We start from the raw sequence: 19761 nt of genomic DNA, 5'->3' as shown, positions 1-19761 counted from the left end.
ACCCTAATATCTTAATGATTATTGGGCTATTTTTACTGAAATTGCTTCGCCCTTCACCTGTTTTTTTAACATTCTTTTCGTTCTGTCTACCACATCACCCACTAATTGACCGCATGCGGCGTCGATGTCATCGCCTCGGGTTTTACGCACAACAGTGGTAAACCCATATTCCATAAGCACTTTTGAGAATCTATCAATGCGCGAATTGCTAGAACAAGTGTATGGTGAACCTGGGTATGGGTTAAAAGGTATTAAATTTATCTTACTAGGTGTGTCTTTCAATACCTTTGCCAACTGGTGTGCTTGTTCAGTGCTGTCGTTAATGTTTGAAAGCATCACATATTCTACTGTCACACGGCCTTGGTTCGCTTTAGACTTAGCCAAGTAGCGACGTACTCCTGCTAAGAACGCTTCAATATTGTATTTCTTATTGATAGGCACTATCTCGTTGCGAAGCTCATCAGTTGGTGCGTGCAGTGAGATAGCTAACGCTACGTCAATTTGGTCACCTAGCATGTCTAACGCAGGCACAACGCCGGATGTACTTAGCGTAACGCGGCGCTTAGATAAACCGAAACCAAAATCGTCTAGCATGATGTCCATGGCCGGCACTACGTTTTTAAGATTAAGCAGCGGCTCACCCATGCCCATCATCACTACGTTGGTGATGGGACGTTTACTTGAGTCTTTTGACAACCCAAGAAAAGTAGCCACACGCCATACCTGACCGATAATTTCGCTCACGCTTAGGTTACGGTTGAACCCCTGTTGCGCCGTTGAGCAGAAAGTGCACTCCAATGCGCATCCTACCTGCGATGACACGCACAGGGTTGCACGGTCAGTTTCTGGGATCCAGACTGACTCAACTTCCTGACCACCTTCAAGGGTTAGTGCAAACTTGATCGTGCCGTCGCTCGCTTCTTGAAAATAAGCGATTTCAGGCGCTTTAATTTCACAATTTTCAATGAGCATCGCGCGAAGGTTTTTATTGAGATTACTCATTTCCTCGAAATCGCTAATACCGTGCTGGTAAATCCATTTCATCACCTGGTCGGCACGAAATGGTTTCTCGCCCATTTCTTTAAAGAAATTGCGCAAGCCTTCGCGATTTAAGTTTAATAAGTTAGTTTTTGCCATGAATACGATGACCCTTTTACCTTCGAGGGATGCCCCTCTAACTGCTGAATATGGTGTAAAAACCAGCGATTCGAATATGTCTTGAGCGACAAACTCAGGCTGATTAAAATTTGCGCGGATTTTACCACAGATGAGATTTGAGAAAAAGCCGATTTAACGCAGAGAAAGGTTAAGTTTGGCAATGCGCGAGAAGCGTGGTTTAGCTCGCCTAAATGAGCGCCGAGCAAAGCAGCATAAAGCGTATATCTTTCTTCTGAGTATCTGAGCGCGCTTTAGGCAATGCGCGAGAAGCGTGGTTTAGCTCGCCTAAATGAGCGCCGAGCAAAGCAGCATAAAGCGTGCTCAGGCGCTCAGAAACAAAAAACGGGGCTTATAGCCCCGTTTATCTACCTACATAATATTAGCGAGTACGCGGGCAGATTTCTTCTTCAGAGAAGAAGTAAGCAATTTCGCGAGCTGCTGACTCAGGTGCGTCAGAACCGTGAACTGCGTTTTCGTCGATTGACGCAGCGTAGTCTGAACGTAGTGTACCTGCAGCTGCATCAGCTGGGTTAGTTGCGCCCATAATTTCACGGTTAGCTAGAACAGCGTTTTCGCCTTCTAGTACTTGAACCATAACTGGACCTGACGTCATGAAGTCTACAAGTGCGCCGAAGAAAGGACGCTCTTTGTGTTCTGCATAGAAGCCTTCTGCTTGCTCTTTGCTCATGTGGATCATCTTAGATGCCACGATGCGAAGACCTGCAGATTCGAAACGGTTGTAGATTGCACCGATTACGTTTTTAGCTACCGCATCAGGCTTGATAATCGAAAAAGTACGCTCAAGAGCCATGTTCTCTCTCCAAACAAATAGTGTATGTATCTTTAAAATTTTGGCCGCGAATTATAGGCAATAAATAGCAGCTTGACCAGAGGCTTTATCAAATCAGGTTTAAAGTACTGTTTTTGCGTGTAAATGTAGAGGAAGATTAGCTTGTCGGCGATGACAATATGATGACAACGTACAGATTATTTTGCGCAGTGCGTGGTTACCGGCAACTGTATCTGCACCCTGCCTTTACTATGAAACCCGAAAACGGCGTAAAGAAACCAACGCTTAATAAGTTAAGCGTTGGCTTTTGCTAATTCTTGAATTTTACCCACGATGGCGCGTAAGCCATTACCGCGAGTTGGTGTGATATGACGCTCTAGGTCTAGTGCTTCAAAATATCCGTCAATATCAAACGCCAAAATATCTTTTGGTGTTTTGTCATTATAAGCGGCAAGGACTAAGGCAAGCAGCCCTTGAACGATAACTGCATCGCTGTCTACATCAAAGTTGATTTTATTGCCGTCGTAAGACTCCACCAGCCAAACGCTGCTCTGACACCCTTTGACCAAACGCTCGGGTGTTTTAGCATCTTCAGGCAAGCCCGGAATAGATTTCCCTAAATCAATGATGTACTGATAACGCTGTTCCCAATCGTCGAAGAACGCTAAATCATCAATAATGTCGTCACTGCTAGGTAGTTGCATTGCTATTTCCGCTTAATTTGTTTGAAAAATTGTGTGATTAAATTTCACTGCGTGGATGATTAGAAGAACAGACCTGCTTCAAGCTGTGCTTCTTCACTCATCATATCACGGGACCACGCAGGGTCGAATACAAGCTCTACGTTGACGTTTTTAACATGGGGAACCATGGCAACGCGGTATTCAACGTCACCCACCAATACTGGGCCCATGCCACAGCCTGGTGCGGTCAGGGTCATATCTATATTAACGCTGCTAGTATCTTGATCAATTTCCACTTTGTAGATAAGACCAAGGGATACGAGATTAATAGGGATCTCAGGGTCAAAAATAGTTTCTAACGCGTCCCACACTTGTTGTTCGCTAATGTTGCCGTCTTCTGGTGCGTCAAAGCTTAATGTCATCGCTTTACGGCCAATAGCACCTGCATCAGTACCGTCGATGCGGTACATGTTGCCGCGCCACGTTACCGTATAGTTACCACCGAGCTCTTGGGTGATATTCACAAACTCGCCTTCAGGGATCACGGTTGGATTGCCCGCTGGAACTAAGCGCGCTTTACAGTCGCGCTCGGTGGTCACCATTTTTTGCTTCATAAACTACTTAGTACTCTTTGTTCTACCACTGATGGCCTTTAACGTGGCACTTAGCCTACGTTAAAGCTTTCACCGCATCCGCATTCATCAACCACGTTGGGGTTGTTGTATTTAATGACGCCGTTAACACCTTCTGTAACGTAATCAATTTCTGTGTTACGCAGTAGGTCGGTGGCATCTGCAGCCACGGCAACGTTAAGTACTGGCGAAATTTCAACAATTTCGTCATCGGCTTGCGCACTATCTGCAAAATCAAGCACGTAAGCGTAACCTGTACAGCCGCTTACTTTTGTCGATAAACGAATTAACTGACCAGGCTTGTCTTTAAGCTTACTTTCGAAATGCTTAACGGCACTGTCAGTTAGCGAAATGAGTTTTGTACTAGGTACGAAAGTTTCTACACTCATATTGCCTCCTTAGGCCAACATCATTTTTGCTTTTTTAAGCGCAGCAAATAGGCTGTCGACTTCTTCAAGCGTATTGTAAATTGAGAACGACGCACGGGCAGTACCCGGAATACCAAAGCGCTTCATTAGCGGCTGTGCACAGTTGTCACCAGTGCGGATTGCCACACCTTGTCTATCTAGGATAAAACCAACATCTGCGGGGTGCGCGCCTTCAAGTAGAAAGCTCAGCACGCCTACCTTGTTAGGTGCCGTACCGATTATCCGCATACCGTCAAACGCTTCGGCCTGCTCTGTAGCATAGGCAAGTAGCTTTTGTTCATGTTCATGCAAAGCATTTACATCAAGGGCACTAAACCAATCTACTGCAGCGCCCATACCAATGGCACCTGCGATGTTTGGCGTACCGGCTTCTAAGCGATTTGGCAACGCCCCCCATGTGGCTTCATGGTAGGTCACATCTTTGATCATCTCGCCGCCTACTTGCCAAACAGGCCAGGTTTTTAGTACCTCTTTTTTGCCCCACAGACAGCCAATGCCTGTTGGACCGAATAGCTTGTGGCCTGAAAATGCGTAAAAATCACAGCCTATGTCTTGTACGTCAACACCGCCGTGAGCAATGCCTTGTGCGCCATCAACCAGCACCCATGCGCCAACCGCTTTCGCTTTTTCAGTAAGCAGTTTAATTGGGTTTACCGTTCCTAGTGCATTGGATACGTGAGGAAACGCGACTAGCTTGGTGTTTTCAGACAGTAGCCTATCGAAAGCATCTACGTCTAACTCACCAGTGTCGAAAATAGGTACAACATTCAGCGTTGCACCAGAGCGGCGACACGCTTGTTGCCAGGTCACCAAGTTTGCGTGGTGCTCAAGTTCTGTCACCATCACTTCGTCACCTTCGCTTAATAGCTGGCCAAGACCATTGGCGACTATATTAATGGCTTCTGTGGTGCCCGACGTCCAAATAACTTCTTCACGCGCATTTGCGTTAATGAACTTTGCTACGCTGGTACGTGCATTTTCGTAACGGCGCGTGGCTTCATCCGATAAATGGTGCGCACCGCGGTGCACGTTTGCATTCGTCCCCGTGTAAAAATCTACTAAGGCGTCGATAACGGCCTGAGGTTTTTGTGTTGTTGCCGCGTTATCTAGGTATACCAGCGGCTTGCCGTCTACCGTTTTAGATAAAATAGGAAACTGGGCACGAAGTGCTGCAACGTCTAAGCTCATTTCACCTCCATTTGGGCGAAGCGCTCACTTAGAATTGGTGCTAGCCATTCACGGACTGCCGCATTAGGCACGTCATTTATAAGCTCTTGAATGAAGCCAAAGTTGAGCATTACCAGTGCTTTACTACGAGAAACGCCGCGGGTAAGCATGTAATACAAGGCTTCTTCTTCAATTTCAGCCACCGTTGCACCGTGAGCACATTTTACGTCGTCAGCATAAATCTCAAGCTCTGGCTTGGTGTTGATAACACCACGGCGAGATAGCAACAAGTTGCGGTTATTAAGTTCAGCCAGTGTCTTTTGCGCGTCACGATGAATATGAATTCGACCATTGAACACGGCACGTGCTTTATCGCCTACTATCCCACGCGCGTTTTCTTCTGTTGTACCATTAGGCATCGCGTGCTCAATGGTGGAGTGAAGGTCAAACAACTCGCCTTCCGCCAGAAGATAAATGGCGTTCATTTTCGCATCGGCAAATTCACCAGCGTGATGAATATCTACGTCTAAACGGGAAAGCTCGCTTCCATAGCCCACCATGGTGCTGTTAAGCGTAGTACGGTTATGCAGTTTAAAGTGGCTACCGCCTAATTGCTTGGCTTGGCCAGTAAACATAGCAAAGCGATAGTGCTCTAGGTGTGCATCGTCAGCCAAGTCATATTCAGCGAACGCAGTAGTTAAACTTTCAGTATCGCCAAAACCTTGCTCGATAACAGTTGCACTTGCGCCTTCAGCGACCTTTACCACCACACGCGTATGGGCATCGACGTTTTGTGACGCCATGTTCACAATACGCACTGGCGTGTCGATCTTCGCGCCCGCTTCAACATTAACAAATATACCATGTTGGCACAGCGCGTCGTTGACTAGACCAAACATATGACGAGTTGGTTTAACTTGACCATATACACTACTGATCGCTTGCTGTGTAGCGGCGTCATCATTATTAAGTGACGTGATGCTCATGCCCGCTGGCACATCTAGTGTGTTAACCTGCGTAACCAACACACCGTCTACAAATACAAGGTCGATAGCATTTAGGTTATCGATAGCAGGTACCGGTAAACTGTCTGCCTGAACCGCTTGCTTGGCTTCACGCTTTTCAAGTGGCGTTAGCGGCGTAAAACGCCAGCTTTCGTTTCTACGGGCTGGCCAACCATCAGCTTTTAACTTGTCTAAGGCCTGCTGACGCACGGGCGCTAAGTAATCGGAGACTTGCGCCGCATCAATGACCTGTTCTAGCCATTGACTCATGCTTCAGCCTCCTCGTACGCTTTACCTAGGAATGCGTATCCGCTCTTCTCTACTTCTAGCGCAAGTGACGCGTCACCGCTTTTCACAATTTTGCCGTCGGCAAGAATGTGAACAAAGTCAGGCTTGATGTAATCTAGAAGACGTTGGTAGTGGGTAACAACGATAAAACTGCGCTCGCCGTCGCGCTGGCTGTTAACGCCATCTGCAACAACCTGAAGTGCGTCAACGTCAAGGCCGGAGTCTGATTCATCAAGAATACAAAGCTTTGGCTCTAACAAAATCATTTGCATGATTTCGTTACGCTTCTTCTCACCACCAGAGAAACCTTCGTTAACACCACGCTTAAGGAAGTCTAGCGGAAGCTGAACCTGCTTACAGGCTTCTTTAGCTTTCTTAAGAAATTCAGCAGCCGTCAGAGGTTCTTCACCCCGCTCTTCGCGCATGGCGTTTACCGACTCTTTCATAAATTCCATATTGCTTACGCCAGGAATTTCAACTGGGTATTGGAACGCAAGGAAAAGGCCTTCGCGGGCACGTTCTTCTACTTCAAGCTCCAATAGGTCTTTACCGTTAAGCGTGGCTTCGCCTTCGCTGACTTCATAACCGTCACGGCCAGATAGGACGTAGCCTAGTGTACTTTTACCGGCACCGTTGGGGCCCATGATAGCGTGTACTTCACCAGGTTTAACTTCAAGGTTAAGACCTTTAATGATGTTCTTCTCTTCCACGCTGGCATGTAAATTCTTGATACTAAGCATTGATTACCCCACTGAACCTTCAAGACTAATTTCGAGCAGCTTGCCGGCTTCTACGGCAAATTCCATTGGCAGCTCTTTGAATACTTCTTTACAGAAGCCGTTAACAATCATAGAAACGGCTTTTTCTGTGTCTAAGCCACGCTGCTGACACAGGAATAATTGTTCGTCGCTCACCTTCGATGTTGTTGCTTCGTGCTCAACAATAGCCGAAGGGTTACGGCTTTCGATATACGGGAACGTGTGCGCGCCACATTTGTCACCGATAAGGAGCGAGTCACACTCGGTGAAATTACGTGCACCGTCTGCGCGAGGGCCCATTTGAACCAATCCGCGATAGGCGTTATTGCTGTTACCCGCTGAGATACCTTTAGAGATGATGGTCGACTTGGTATTTTTACCCACGTGTATCATCTTAGTACCGGTATCAGCCTGCTGGCGACCGCGCGTTAACGCTACTGAGTAGAATTCACCTACGCTATTGTCGCCTTTAAGTACACAGCTTGGGTACTTCCACGTAACCGCAGAGCCCGTTTCAACCTGCGTCCACGAGATTTTCGCATTGGTATGCGCTACACCACGTTTTGTCACGAAGTTGTAGATACCGCCTTTACCGTTCTCGTCACCCGGGTACCAGTTTTGTACCGTTGAGTATTTGATTTGCGCGTCGTCCATTGCCACTAGCTCAACCACTGCCGCATGCAGTTGGTTTTCATCACGCTGTGGTGCGGTACAACCTTCAAGGTAGCTTACATAGCTGCCTTCATCAGCAACAATCAAGGTACGCTCGAACTGACCGGTGTTCATTTCGTTAATACGGAAATAAGTAGAAAGCTCCATTGGGCAACGTGTGCCTTTTGGAATATAAACAAATGAACCATCAGTAAATACGGCGCTATTAAGCGCAGCGAAGTAGTTGTCTGTACGCGGCACTACCGAGCCAATGTATTTCTTTACAAGGTCTGGGTACTTCTGTACGGCTTCAGAAATTGGGCAAAAGATCACGCCCGCTTCTTCAAGCTTATCGCGGAACGTAGTAACAACAGATACTGAGTCGAATACCGCATCCACCGCAACGCCTGCCAGCATTTCTTGCTCGTGCAGTGGAATGCCCAGCTTTTCATAGGTGCGAAGTAGCTCAGGGTCAACTTCATCTAGCGACTTAGGCTTGTCTTTCATACTCTTTGGTGCCGAGTAATAAGAAATGGCCTGATAATCGATTTTCGGATAGTCGACATGCGCCCAATCTGGCTCTTCCATTTCTAGCCATGCATGATAAGACTTCAAACGCCATTCAAGCATCCATTCAGGCTCGTTTTTCATTGCTGATATGCGGCGGATAACCGACTCGTCCAGGCCGCTTTCAAACGTTTCCGATTCGATTTCTGAATAGAAACCCGCATCGTACTTTCTTTCTAACGCCTGTTCGATCTGTTCACTCATGTTGGGATCTCACTTGTTTGCCTGCATTTGCTGCCACTAACCTTTCTACTTAACTGGCAAATAAATCACCCCACGGTCTTGGTAATTTATATCGACTTTCAACTTCAACAACTTCATTTATTCGGGCTTACGCCCAAGAGAGTTGCCAAAACTGCCAGTTACATTGCGGACAGCCTAAAATTTTGGTGCCGTAGTATATAATACCCGACTATTTCACTCAAATATTCAGCCATTAATTTATGGCCACTTACGCGCTTTAAACGCTGCTTGAAAGACAATTTCCTTCAAACGCGCATTAATTTTCTTCCACATTCACTCAAATATAAGGAATGCGCTAACACAACGTACGCTTTACCCAGAACAAAAACGCGCGCTCAAACCATTTTTCCAATGCTTATTCGGGCTCTACGTTGAGCTATAAATAAAGCGCTCTGGTCTAGGCGCTAATTGTGAGCGCTCAGTCAAACGTTTAACTAAACGAATATACAAGCGCTTATGCTGAAACCGCTTGGCGTAGTCTTGTGGTTACGTCCACTACTTTTTGTATTACGTAATCAATGTCTTCTTGGGTCGTAAAACGCCCCACGCTGAATCTGATTCCTGCATGAGCCAGCTCATTACTGCGGCCAATCGCTTTTAACACATACGAAGGCTCTAAACTCGCTGACGTACATGCCGACCCTGAAGATACGGCAATGTCATTTAAGCCCATCATCAAACTTTCGCCGTCTACTCCCGCAAAACTCACATTTAGGATACCCGGGATGCGCTGTGTTGCGTGGCCGTTTAAATAGACATCGTCGAGCTGTTGAAGGCCCTGCCACAGCGATTCACGCAGCGCTAATATACGCGCACTATCCTCTTTCATTTTTAAAGAAGCCAGCGCGATAGCTTCACCCATTCCAACAATTTGATGGGTGGCTAATGTACCTGACCGCATGCCGCGCTCATGGCCACCGCCATGAATTTGTGCCACCAAATTGATTTTGGGACGACGACGCACATATAAGGCCCCCATCCCCTTCGGGCCGTATATCTTATGCGCCGAAATAGACAACAAATCTACCGGAAGCTCTGCCAAATCAATGGCAATTTTGCCCACACTCTGCGCGCCATCTACGTGAAAAAGGATGTCTTTGTCACGACAAAGCTGGCCAATAGCTTGAATGTCTTGGATAACGCCAAGTTCATTGTTCACATGCATCACCGACACCAAAATAGTGTCGTCGCGCAACGCGTTTTCGAGATCATTTAAATCAATTAACCCGTTTGGCTGTACTTTAAGATACGTAACGTCAAAGCCTTGGTTTTGTAAGTACTCACAGGTATCCAACACTGCTTTGTGTTCAGTGTTAATGGTAATAATATGCTTGCCTTTATTGGCATAACCTTGGGCGACGCCTTTTATAGCAAGGTTGTTTGATTCAGTGGCCCCCGACGTAAAAACAATTTCTCTAGGGTCGCAATTAAGCGCGTCGCTGATTTGATTTCTAGCAACATCAACCGCTTCTTCTGCCATCCAGCCGAAGCGATAGCTACGAGAAGCTGGGTTACCAAAGTTGCCATCCAGCGTTAGGCATTTTGCCATTGCCTCGGCCACACTTGGGTCTACCGGTGTTGTTGCTGCGTAATCTAAATAAATGGGTGTTGATAAAGCCATGGGTTACTCAATACCAATTTAAAGTTGAATACTAACTTCAATATCTTTGGTGATATGACGAAGTGAGGCATTACCGTCTTGACGGTCGGCTACCTCTTGCACATCACGCTTTGCCATTAACTCGCCCAGCGTAATTGAATTTAAAAACGCCGCAATGCGATCACTTAGGTCTTGCCACAAGCTATGCGTTAGGCAGCGATCGCCGCCTTGGCAGTCTGCTTGTCCTTGGCAACGTGTCGCATCAATGGACTCGTCGACGGCGCGAATAACTTCGCCTATCGCAATTTTGCTTGCTTCACGGCCTAACAAATAGCCGCCGCCAGGCCCGCGGACGCTGTCTACCAATTGCTCTTTACGCAATCGAGAAAAAAGCTGTTCAAGGTAAGATAAAGAAATTTCTTGTCGTTCTGAAATGTCGGCAAGAGGCACTGGACCACGCTTTGAATGCAAAGCGACATCAAGCATTGCGGTAACCGCATAGCGCCCTTTAGAAGTGAGTTTCATTGGATTCTCCCGCCGTTTGTAGTGCGGGAATTTTCACATACCCGACTAAAATGGTCAAGTATAAGACCCAGTAAATTAGTCAGGTATTATTGATTAATACAAACGTTTTTTATGAATAATAAATATTCTAGTTTAACGAAAAAGGTTTACTCGTTATCGTTTCATCAGTTTTGCAATCACGCTCCAATAAGATACTGGCATCAACCGTTCGATAAACGACAAAATTTTTGCATCGAGCCCTATGAGCAAACGGGACTTATCATTTTCAATAGCTTTTATAATCACACTCGCCGCTTTTTGAGGTGGAAACTTAAGAAATGCGTTCATCATCCTGCGCTGGCGAAATATTTCAGCGTCACTGGCACTTGATGGTGCTTTAGCATTATCAGCAATCGACGTGGCAATTCCCCCTGGATGCACGACTAAGACGGTTACATTTGTATCTCTCAATTCATATCTAAGAGCATTACTAAAACCGCGTACAGCGAACTTACTAGCACTATATGCAGCCTGCCCAGGTGGCGAAATTAGCCCGAAAAGACTTGAAATATTGACTATTTTTGTGGGACTACCGACTTTGCGCATAGTCGGTAAGATAGCGCGAATAAGTGAAACTGGAGCGTCAAAGTTAATTCTCATTAGCCAGTTAAAATCTGTTTCGCTAACTTGTTCAAAACTACCTCCAAGTGCTACTCCTGCGTTATTTATCAGCACATCGATAGAATTGTGTTTTGTGAGAATTTCATTTGGCAGCGACTTCACATCTTCGGCTATAGACAGATCACAAATATGCAAGGTTACACTCTGACTGTGAGAAGGTAAGCACGAAACTGTTTCTTTCAATCCACCCTCATCGCGATCGACGAGCGCTAAGTTGCATCCTGATGCACATAGCTGAATAGCTAATGCTCTACCAATTCCACTTGCGGCACCAGTTAAAACTGCGACACTTCCTTTAAGCTTCATGTTTATGACCCGTGTGTAATTTTATATGGCCTAATATACTGTCGGCTATTCGATGAGACTGTATCGTATCTATTTGGTGACGTAGGCCACGTAACACTTGGTGCTTTGCTCCAGAAATAGCATTTGCTGTTGCAACACCGCCACTTGGGTGCACCATGCGATCAACATCACCATGAATGACCAATGTAGGGGCTGACACTTTTTCGAGTAATCGAGTACGATCACCTGATTTCATAATGGCGCCAATTTGACGAAATACCGCTTTTGAGTCACTTTTAGAACCGTTTCGATGCCAGGCAAGCTTCGCATACTGTTGCCATTGACTTGTCGCCCCTTCTGCATTGATATCGCCTATATGAGTCATCATGGCGCGATAATTCATAATCGCGTCATTTTCACTATTCGGGGCCTTCGCTCTGGCAATTCGCCATAACGTAGAGTAAGAGGGTTGGCCAACCTTTCTACTTCCAGTAGTTGAAAATATAGAGGTCATTGAATCAACAACATCTGGGTAAGTGCTTGCCAGTGTTTGCGCAATCATTCCCCCCATCGACATACCAACTACATGTGCACTGTTGATGTTTAGTCCTTCCAAAAGCTGCGCAGTGTCTTCTGCCATACGGTCTAACCCATATGCCCCTTTTGGCGCTTTTCCTCGTAACTGTTGAAGCAAACTTGGGTGTGGAGTGGTACTTCGAACTGAACGTCCCGCATCACGGTTATCAAAGCAAATCACTCGGTAACCGCTAGTCACCAACCGCTCTATTAAGGCGCTTGGCCAGTACACTAATTGCAGCCCAAGGCCCGCAATAAGCAAAATTGTACCTTGTGTGTTGTTACCATGCTCCGCGTAGCAAAACGTATCCCCATTCTTTAGCGTAATAAACTGTTCTTGGTGTAAGGCTAGGCTCATAGTGCCACCTCGGCAGTATTTTTTGTCTCAAGGCTCCTCTCAAACATCAAGGCAGGATCGTCCACCTTACCTTTACGAAATATTTTTACATCCTCTGCATAGTTCCAAGACATCGACCAAGGGAAATGCGTCCCCTGACGCGGTAACTGCTCGATTGAGCGTTGAATATATCCTGCACCGAAATTTAGCAACGGCTGTGTTTCCATTTTTGGGTCTGCAATAGGCGTACATTGTAAATAATCGTGCTGCTTCATATGATTCAATAATCGCGTAAAATGCTCACACAGAAGACCGATTTTCAAAGTCCACGAAGAGGATGTGTACCCTACTGCAATAGAAAAGTTAGGCACGCCACTTAGTAACATCCCTTTGTATGTAACACACTGAGGAAGCGATACTGCCTTTCCATCTATTTTCGGAACTAGCCCCCCTAGTGGCAGCAGATTAAGTCCAGTAGCGGTAACTATTATATCTGTATCAATATGCTCCCCAGATTCAAGTTGAATACCTGTTTCTGTGAAGTTTTTAATATTGTCTGTTACTACCGATGCACTACCATTTGATAACGCTTTGAACAGGTCTCCTCCCGGCACTGCGCAGAGTCTCTGCTCCCATGGGTTATAAGGGGGGTTGAAGTGCGTATCAACCGGAAATCCTTCAGGCAGCATTTTAGCATTCAAATCACGTATAATTTTTCGAGCGCGATTAGGAAAGCGTTGGCAAAAAGCATATACCCAACGCTGCTTCGCAATATTAAATCGCCGAGCAGCTTTGAAAGCTAAATTATCGCCGACTAGAGGTCTTAAATGCTTCGCTATAGGGTCTTGTGTTGGAACGGGCAATACGTATGAGGGCGTTCGTTGCAGCATGGTTACGTGAGAAGCCGCTTTTGCCATTGAAGGTACTAATGTGACAGCAGTAGCGCCACTTCCTATTACAACTACGCGCTTACCATCATACTCTAAGTTTTCGGGCCATTGCTGGGGATGTATGATGTCACCTGAAAAACTCGACTGTCCGTTAAACTCAGGTGTATACCCTTTGTCATAACGATAATAACCCGATGCATTAAAAACCCATCTGGCTGCGACTTTTTCAGTATGCCCTGTTTCTTCTGAGCGTATGGTCACTAACCAATACTGCTTATCACTTTGCCAATTTAGCTCAACAACTCGTGTTAAAAAGCGTATTTTTTCTCTGATGCCATTCTCATTTGCTGTTTGCTCGATGTATGCCTTGATGGAGCTACCGTCAGCAATAGCTTTCTTTTCTTTCCAAGGCTTGAAGTCATACCCAAACGTGAACAAGTCTGAATCTGAACGAATACCGGGGTATTTGAATAGATCCCAGGTCCCTCCCAGATCTGCACGAGCTTCGATTATGGAGTAGGTCAAATCCGAACACTTACTTTGCAAGTGATAAGCGCAGCCGATTCCTGAAATACCTGCTCCGACAATCAATACATCTAAAAATGGCACTGTGTTTTGCATGCTAGCCTCAATGTGATAACGGACGTTGTCACTTTAATGTATGTTGTTGCAACTGAGTCGTCAATGCATAATATGCTGACTATGAAAAATAATTCTTTAACATCCGAAGCATCAACAGAGCGCACGTATTCAGGCATCTCAATGTCCGAGAGAATCGTGCTGCGCCGCCAGCGATTTATTGAAGCAGGTATATTGCTGTTTGGCACTGTGGGATTTCAGTCAACAACTATGCGTATGCTGACGGCACAAACAGAGTTAACAAACCGTTATTTCTATGAGTCGTTCTCGAACTTAGAAGATTTGCTCGTAGCCTGTTACGAGAAACTGATGGATGATTTTCGCCTTCGATTAAAAGAGGTACTTGAAAAGGCAAGAGGAAATAGCGAGCCGTCGCAGCGCATTCGCCCGGGGTTAGAATGCTTTTATCGAGCTATGTCTGACCCAAAGTTTGCCCGAATCACGCACACCGAAGTATTAGGCGTAAGTGAACGCGTTGACCGGCTTTACAGCCGTTGCTCAGCAGATTTTGCCGCTTTGATGATGTCTTATTTAACTTCGTCTTTGCCTGACACAAAACAACTATCTGATACGCAAATGCAGTTTGTTGGTGCAGCGCTAACAGGCAGCTTAATTAATAGTGCAATGGTATGGGTAAACAGCCAATATCAAGCCAACATCGATGATATTATTGATACGTCGCTTGCTATTTTTATAGGCACAGTTAACCAGTTGCAGTTAAATTAGAGCGCTCCGCTGCCTACAGCCATTTCTTATATCGCAGGATCGAAAGAAGAATGCGCCCTCTCTCGCTCTTGGGTTTCCGTTAGGTCGAAACCCGTTTCTGCGAAATCTTCAGCGCTAATATTGTGTAAATTATCGGTACATACATCGCCACCTAACGACTGAATGACCTTGCACATCTCTTCCACTTTTGTGTCCATTTGGTGCATATGTTCTAGCATTATACCCATGGCATTCGCCACAGGATCAGGATTATCTGGCGCCACAGCATAGGCATCAAAACCATATTTCTGGGCAATTTTATCGCGCTGAGGGCTTACCGACGCATTCATCTCTTTATGCTTCGAGATAATAATACGACCGGGGATCCCCACCGCCGTAGCGCCGTCAGGGATATCTTTAACAACCACAGAGTTAGACCCTACCTTGGCGTTTTCACCGATAATAATAGGCCCCAATACTTTAGCGCCAGCGCCGACTACAGCACCTTTTTTAAGGGTTGGATGTCGCTTACCCGCTCGCCAGCTGGTGCCTCCAAGAGTAACACCGTGGTAAAGCGTGACATCATCGCCAATTTCTGCGGTTTCACCAATGACCACACCCATACCATGATCGATAAATACGCGCCGTCCTAGCGTAGCGCCAGGATGAATTTCGATGCCCGTAAGCCATCGGCTAAAAGTTGATAAGCTACGTGCCAGCCATTTCCATTCAGCCTTCCACAATTTATGGCTAACGCGATGTAGCCATACTGCATGAAGGCCAGGGTAGTTGGTTAGCACTTCAAAGGTGTTTCTGGCCGCAGGGTCGCGATGAAATACACCTTGAATATCATCTTTTATACGGGCGAACATCGTGTTTACTCGTTTTCTTCTGTTGCTTTCACAGAGTCTGCATCACCCGCATTAGCATGCTTTACCGATTTATCGATAGACGCCAATATACCGCGCAAAATATTAAGCTCTTGAGACTCAGGGCGTGCTCGATTAAACAAACGGCGTAACTTGGTCATTACAACCCCGGGATGACTTTTGCGAATGAACGACGTGCCTTCCAGCGTGGTTTCCAAATGCGTATAAAAACGCTCCAAATCATCATTCAGTGGATATTCTTCCTCGACGCTTGGATAGGTTTCACGATTTAAATAGGCCATGCGAATTTCATAACAAAGGGTTTGCACTGCAGCCGCTAAATTAAGTGAACTGTATTCAGGATTCGCTGGTATACACATATGGAAATGACACTGCTGCAGCTCTTCGTTAGTTAATCCACTGTTTTCACGCCCAAATACCAGCGCTACCGGGTACTTTTCTACTTCTTGGACAAGCTTCTCGCCACAGTCGCGCGGACCTAACATAGGCCATGAATGCGTGCGAGAACGAGCAGATGTTCCCACTACTAAACCACAGTCTTTAACTGCCTCTTCCAATGTGCTAACAATTTTGGCATTTGCTAGCACATCGCCAGCCCCTGCTGCCAATGCACTGGCTTGGCCGTCTGGCTCATTTACTGGGTCGACAAGATATAAGCTGCTCAGCCCCATGGTTTTCATGGCTCTTGCTGTCGAGCCGATGTTTCCCGTGTGAGACGTGTTAACTAAAATAATGCGAATATTCTCGAGCATGCGTGAAATACCTACGTACTGATTTGGATAGCGTCTTTAATTTGATAATACGCGCTTTTGGCGCACTATCTTATAGACCTTAATAGCGTGAAGTCTAACACAGCGGCAGTATAGATGGCTATTCACGCTATTGTTCTGGGATTTCATTTGCATCGCGCATAGATTCTGGTAGACTCCGCCCGTTTTCGAAAACAACTAGCTATTTTTTGTACAGCTGGTTTGTTTCATTGGTCTTTTACAATTGGTGGTTTATCTATGCATCCTATGCTGAATATTGCGGTGCGCGCTGCGCGTGCGGCTGGAACAGTTATTGTTCGTGGTTTTGAAAAACATAATGAAGTAGCGACAGAGTCAAAAGGCTTGAACGACTTCGTTACACAAGTTGATAAAGAAGCAGAACAAGCAATTATTTATAAAATTCAGCAATCATACCCAGAACACTGCTTTTTAGGCGAAGAGTCTGGTGAAGTTCACGGCAAAGAAACCGACTATCAGTGGATTATTGATCCGCTAGATGGCACCACCAATTTTGTAAAAGGCATTCCTCATTTTGCCGTTTCAATTGCCCTTCTTCACAAAGGTCGCTTAGATCAAGCGGTTGTTTTCGACCCAATTCGCAGCGAACTATTCACCGCAAGCCGTGGTCAAGGCGCGCAGCTTAACGGTTATCGTATTCGTGCATCTAAGCCTCGCGACCTTTCTGAAACCATTATTGCTACTGGCTTACCGTTTAAAAACAAGTCTCAATTTGGCGAATATGCACTAAGCCTGAACAAAATTTTCCACGAAGTGGGTGACATTCGCCGCGCAGGTAGCGCAGCGTTAGATCTTGCCTACGTTGCGGCTGGTCGTCACGACGGTTACTGGGAGCGCGGCATTAAATCTTGGGATATTGCAGCAGGTGAACTTATTGTTCGTGAAGCTGGCGGTCTGGTAACAGACTTTAAAGGCGGAAACGACCCGCTTCACAAAGGCGAAATTGTTGCTGGTAGCGTGAAGGTTGTTCAAGGCTTAGTGAAGCATCTTAAGTAAATCGCTCGTAAGCACATAAACTGAGCCAATAAACCAAGCACAGTTAAACAGTAAAGGCGCTATGACACGAATGACGTGACATAGCGCCTTTTCTTTTTCTCACTTATTGGTTTCGTTATACCTGCGGTAACACGCCGCGATTACGAACATTTTAAATTTCGCTGAGTGGGCAATGAGCTATGCGGACTGGTATTTAACCTAAGGCCAAACAAGAATCTAAGTATTAAAAAGCGCTTCGCAACTTCGTATGTCAGTGCACACCCAACAACGGTAATTAGCGTTATCAAAATAAATTCTCCGAGCGTTGACGAAACACGGGAGCTCAAATAGAACGCCGCCACCACTATTATCGTTTGGTGCACCATATAGTAAGGCATTACCCCTTTGTTTAAGTAGTTCACTACCCTACTCGGTCTAAATAGATATTTTCGACCAAATCCTAATATCGCTGCTAACCATGCCCAGTGATTAAGTACAACGACTACACCAACCAAAACACGAAACCCATGAGACGACTCCATCAACTGCCCTGTAGGGCCTAGCAAGTCGTGCCGGTCTAAAATTATGACGCTGTAAAGTACTATCGCAATGGTTAAGCTTACGTAACGGGACCTCATAATTGCAGCATACAATGCGGGTCTAAGCACAACCACAATACCTACCAGCATCACGAAAAAGTACTTTGCGTGGCTATACCAATCGTTAAGCAAGTCGTGAGACGTGGGGTATGCTGTGCGTAGCTCTAACCATATGGCAGTCATGATCGTCACCACTAACACGCTAAACAACGCCAAGCTATCGAGTACTCTCAACGCCTTCACTTCCAAAAATCTGAGCAGCGGGAAAAGCAGCAAAATGATAGCGCTGTATACATAAAGGTAAGGTAAAAACCAAAGGTGGTTCCATGTCAGTAAGCCAATTACCGATTGTTTATCGATAAACAAGTCGGTATTTGGATTGATGTAGGCAATGTAGAATTCGCTGAACGGCGTATTTAGCTCCCCGCTTACTGTCCACTCTACATAAACTTGTGGCGCAACAATAACGAACATACCGAATACAAGAGGAATTAATATCCTCAACGCCCGCTTCTCCAGTAGTAAAAGTGATACACGCCAGCGAGAGGTCGGTTTGTCATAAGCCCGGTGCAGAACGACAGTAAATACCATGGCAGAAATCAAAAATAATAAAGACATACGCCATTGGTTGGTCAATATCATCACATCTTGTAATAGTGGAAATTGCACATCGCTTTTTATATGCCAGCCCCACTCTAGAACGTAATACATTCCAATGTGATAAAAAATGAGTACACCAAATGCGACGACTCGCAGCGCATCTAATTCGAAATAACGCTGAGTGACAGGACTCTCGACCACGGCCTTCTCACTCGCCTCCCCCTCTGAAGTTCTGTCAACAAACGTTGCTTCCTGACCAACATATGCTTGCGTCAATGTCCTCACTCCTATTCAATAGTGCTTAACTAACGTGTTGCATCTAATGTGATAGACGTCCAACAGCAAACGCCTAAGTGACGAAAAGTAAGAGAAAAAGGGTTAAGCGGTGAATAACTGGGATGAAAAATGGAGTCAGTTTCTAAGGGATTCTGAGTCAAAACATAAATACGCTGCATATTTTTTGCTTGTAGCCTATTTGTTTATAAACAATTCGATCAATGCTGTATCTAATTGGACTGAATTTTCTCGAAGCGACGATAACAGCGTAGCAATTTGGGAGCCGTTCGTTTGGGAATACTCGAGTGCTTTGAGTACCGCTTTGCTCGTCATCCCATTAATTATCGCTATACGTACACTCGATCAGAAAGTAAAAGTGGGTGCGACATGGCTTGGATGGCATTTTGCTCTCGCCAGTTTATTTTCAGTAGCCCATGTATCATTAATGGTAGCGTTTCGAAAGCTTGTCTACTTGTTCTCTGAACGTAATTATGACTTTGGGATATGGCTCAATGAGTTCATCTACGAATATCGAAAGGATGTATGGGGCTATATTACCCTGATTACTTTTTACTATATTGCACGGTTTGGCTATCAACGCTTAATTGGTGAAGCATCACCTATTACACGCGACACATCACAGATAACGAATGACAACGTGGCCAGCACCTTACCTGACTATTTATTGGTGAAAAAGCTCAATAAGGAGTTTTTGGTTCAAGTCACTGACATACAGCGAATAGAAGCCTCAGGAAACTACATTAACCTTCATACTCACGTGGGTGTTTATCCCTTGCGTTATACCCTTGGCCGGTTTTGTGAAGAAGGAGCGCGTCAAGGCTTTATGCGAGTGCACCGATCGCACGCAGTGCGAATACCTGCCATTGTGTCTATAAGTTATGAAGAAACAGGGGATGGAACAATAATGCTCAATAACGGTCAATCAGTAACGCTTTCCAGGCGATATAAAGATGATCTGAAACAAGCATTAGCCCTCAATCAATAGTAAATTCCACTTTTAATAAAGGATAAAAAAACCGCATCATA

At 45.6% G+C, this 19761-nt stretch carries 20 protein-coding genes; 3 read left to right on the top strand and 17 right to left on the bottom strand.

Annotation, left to right across the window (positions count from 1 at the left end):
* Positions 1-18 precede the first annotated feature (18 nt).
* The 14 genes from V7R42_RS15640 to V7R42_RS15575 form a co-directional block, all read right to left on the bottom strand.
* Positions 19-1137, bottom strand: a complete 1119-nt coding sequence (locus V7R42_RS15640) for a bifunctional tRNA (adenosine(37)-C2)-methyltransferase TrmG/ribosomal RNA large subunit methyltransferase RlmN (protein ID WP_334021164.1) — start codon at positions 1135-1137, stop codon at positions 19-21.
* Between the two features lie 400 nt (positions 1138-1537).
* Complete coding sequence (ndk, locus tag V7R42_RS15635; RefSeq protein WP_012519000.1) at positions 1538-1969, bottom strand: nucleoside-diphosphate kinase; 432 nt, start codon at positions 1967-1969, stop codon at positions 1538-1540.
* A gap of 272 nt (positions 1970-2241) precedes the next feature.
* Positions 2242-2652: a SufE family protein gene (locus V7R42_RS15630; RefSeq protein ID WP_334021163.1), complete on the bottom strand. Its 411-nt coding sequence runs from the start codon at positions 2650-2652 to the stop codon at positions 2242-2244.
* 59 nt (positions 2653-2711) lie between these two features.
* The gene (sufT, locus tag V7R42_RS15625) at positions 2712-3245 is read right to left on the bottom strand and encodes a putative Fe-S cluster assembly protein SufT (protein WP_014977033.1); all 534 of its coding nucleotides are present in this window, start codon (positions 3243-3245) and stop codon (positions 2712-2714) included.
* Positions 3246-3295: 50 nt separating this feature from the next.
* A complete protein-coding gene (locus V7R42_RS15620; RefSeq protein ID WP_014979828.1) occupies positions 3296-3652 on the bottom strand; it encodes a HesB/IscA family protein in 357 nt (118 codons plus the stop codon).
* A 9-nt stretch (positions 3653-3661) separates the two neighbouring features.
* Positions 3662-4879, bottom strand: a complete 1218-nt coding sequence (locus V7R42_RS15615) for an aminotransferase class V-fold PLP-dependent enzyme (protein ID WP_334021162.1) — start codon at positions 4877-4879, stop codon at positions 3662-3664.
* Positions 4876-6132: a Fe-S cluster assembly protein SufD gene (gene sufD, locus V7R42_RS15610; RefSeq protein WP_334021161.1), complete on the bottom strand. Its 1257-nt coding sequence runs from the start codon at positions 6130-6132 to the stop codon at positions 4876-4878. Before sufD ends, V7R42_RS15615 begins: the two co-directional genes overlap by 4 nt.
* Positions 6129-6890 (bottom strand): Fe-S cluster assembly ATPase SufC, encoded by a 762-nt coding sequence (gene sufC, locus V7R42_RS15605; protein ID WP_334021160.1) that lies wholly within the window; start codon positions 6888-6890, stop codon positions 6129-6131. The genes sufD and sufC overlap by 4 nt, the downstream gene beginning before the upstream one ends.
* Before the next feature lie 3 nt (positions 6891-6893).
* Positions 6894-8330, bottom strand: a complete 1437-nt coding sequence (gene sufB / locus V7R42_RS15600) for a Fe-S cluster assembly protein SufB (RefSeq protein WP_014950176.1) — start codon at positions 8328-8330, stop codon at positions 6894-6896.
* Between the two features lie 493 nt (positions 8331-8823).
* Positions 8824-9990: an IscS subfamily cysteine desulfurase gene (locus V7R42_RS15595; protein WP_334021159.1), complete on the bottom strand. Its 1167-nt coding sequence runs from the start codon at positions 9988-9990 to the stop codon at positions 8824-8826.
* Between the two features lie 18 nt (positions 9991-10008).
* A complete protein-coding gene (iscR, locus tag V7R42_RS15590; protein ID WP_014950178.1) occupies positions 10009-10494 on the bottom strand; it encodes a Fe-S cluster assembly transcriptional regulator IscR in 486 nt (161 codons plus the stop codon).
* Positions 10495-10647: 153 nt separating this feature from the next.
* Positions 10648-11460: an SDR family NAD(P)-dependent oxidoreductase gene (locus tag V7R42_RS15585; protein WP_334021158.1), complete on the bottom strand. Its 813-nt coding sequence runs from the start codon at positions 11458-11460 to the stop codon at positions 10648-10650.
* Complete coding sequence (locus tag V7R42_RS15580; protein WP_334021157.1) at positions 11450-12373, bottom strand: alpha/beta fold hydrolase; 924 nt, start codon at positions 12371-12373, stop codon at positions 11450-11452. The genes V7R42_RS15585 and V7R42_RS15580 overlap by 11 nt, the downstream gene beginning before the upstream one ends.
* Positions 12370-13863: a flavin-containing monooxygenase gene (locus V7R42_RS15575; RefSeq protein WP_334021156.1), complete on the bottom strand. Its 1494-nt coding sequence runs from the start codon at positions 13861-13863 to the stop codon at positions 12370-12372. Before V7R42_RS15575 ends, V7R42_RS15580 begins: the two co-directional genes overlap by 4 nt.
* Before the next feature lie 141 nt (positions 13864-14004).
* Here V7R42_RS15575 and V7R42_RS15570 point away from each other — a divergent pair, with 141 nt between their 5' ends.
* On the top strand, positions 14005-14607 hold the full coding sequence (locus V7R42_RS15570; protein ID WP_334021155.1) for a TetR/AcrR family transcriptional regulator: 603 nt from the start codon (positions 14005-14007) through the stop codon (positions 14605-14607).
* Positions 14608-14633: 26 nt separating this feature from the next.
* Here the strand turns inward: V7R42_RS15570 and cysE are convergent, their stop codons facing one another.
* The gene (gene cysE / locus V7R42_RS15565) at positions 14634-15458 is read right to left on the bottom strand and encodes a serine O-acetyltransferase (protein WP_334021154.1); all 825 of its coding nucleotides are present in this window, start codon (positions 15456-15458) and stop codon (positions 14634-14636) included.
* Between the two features lie 5 nt (positions 15459-15463).
* Positions 15464-16228 carry a tRNA (cytosine(32)/uridine(32)-2'-O)-methyltransferase TrmJ gene (gene trmJ / locus V7R42_RS15560; RefSeq protein ID WP_334021153.1) on the bottom strand — a complete coding sequence of 255 codons (765 nt, stop codon included), beginning with the start codon at positions 16226-16228 and terminating at the stop codon, positions 15464-15466.
* A gap of 255 nt (positions 16229-16483) precedes the next feature.
* Between trmJ and suhB the strand changes: the two genes are divergently transcribed.
* Positions 16484-17260, top strand: coding sequence for an inositol-1-monophosphatase (gene suhB, locus V7R42_RS15555; protein ID WP_334021152.1), 777 nt, complete (start codon positions 16484-16486; stop codon positions 17258-17260).
* Between the two features lie 140 nt (positions 17261-17400).
* On the opposite strand, the gene V7R42_RS15550 is transcribed toward suhB, so the two are convergent.
* Entirely contained in the window at positions 17401-18723 is a 1323-nt protein-coding gene (locus V7R42_RS15550) for an acyltransferase family protein (RefSeq protein ID WP_334021151.1), read from the bottom strand.
* Between the two features lie 100 nt (positions 18724-18823).
* Here V7R42_RS15550 and V7R42_RS15545 point away from each other — a divergent pair, with 100 nt between their 5' ends.
* On the top strand, positions 18824-19720 hold the full coding sequence (locus V7R42_RS15545) for a LytR/AlgR family response regulator transcription factor (RefSeq protein ID WP_334021150.1): 897 nt from the start codon (positions 18824-18826) through the stop codon (positions 19718-19720).
* Positions 19721-19761: the final 41 nt, after the last annotated feature.

Origin of the sequence: Alteromonas sp. S015 (assembly GCF_036864485.1) — a bacterium.
GTDB lineage: Bacteria > Pseudomonadota > Gammaproteobacteria > Enterobacterales > Alteromonadaceae > Alteromonas.
The sequence above is the reverse complement of the archived record's forward strand: the minus strand, read 5'-3'. Positions and strand labels throughout refer to the sequence as shown.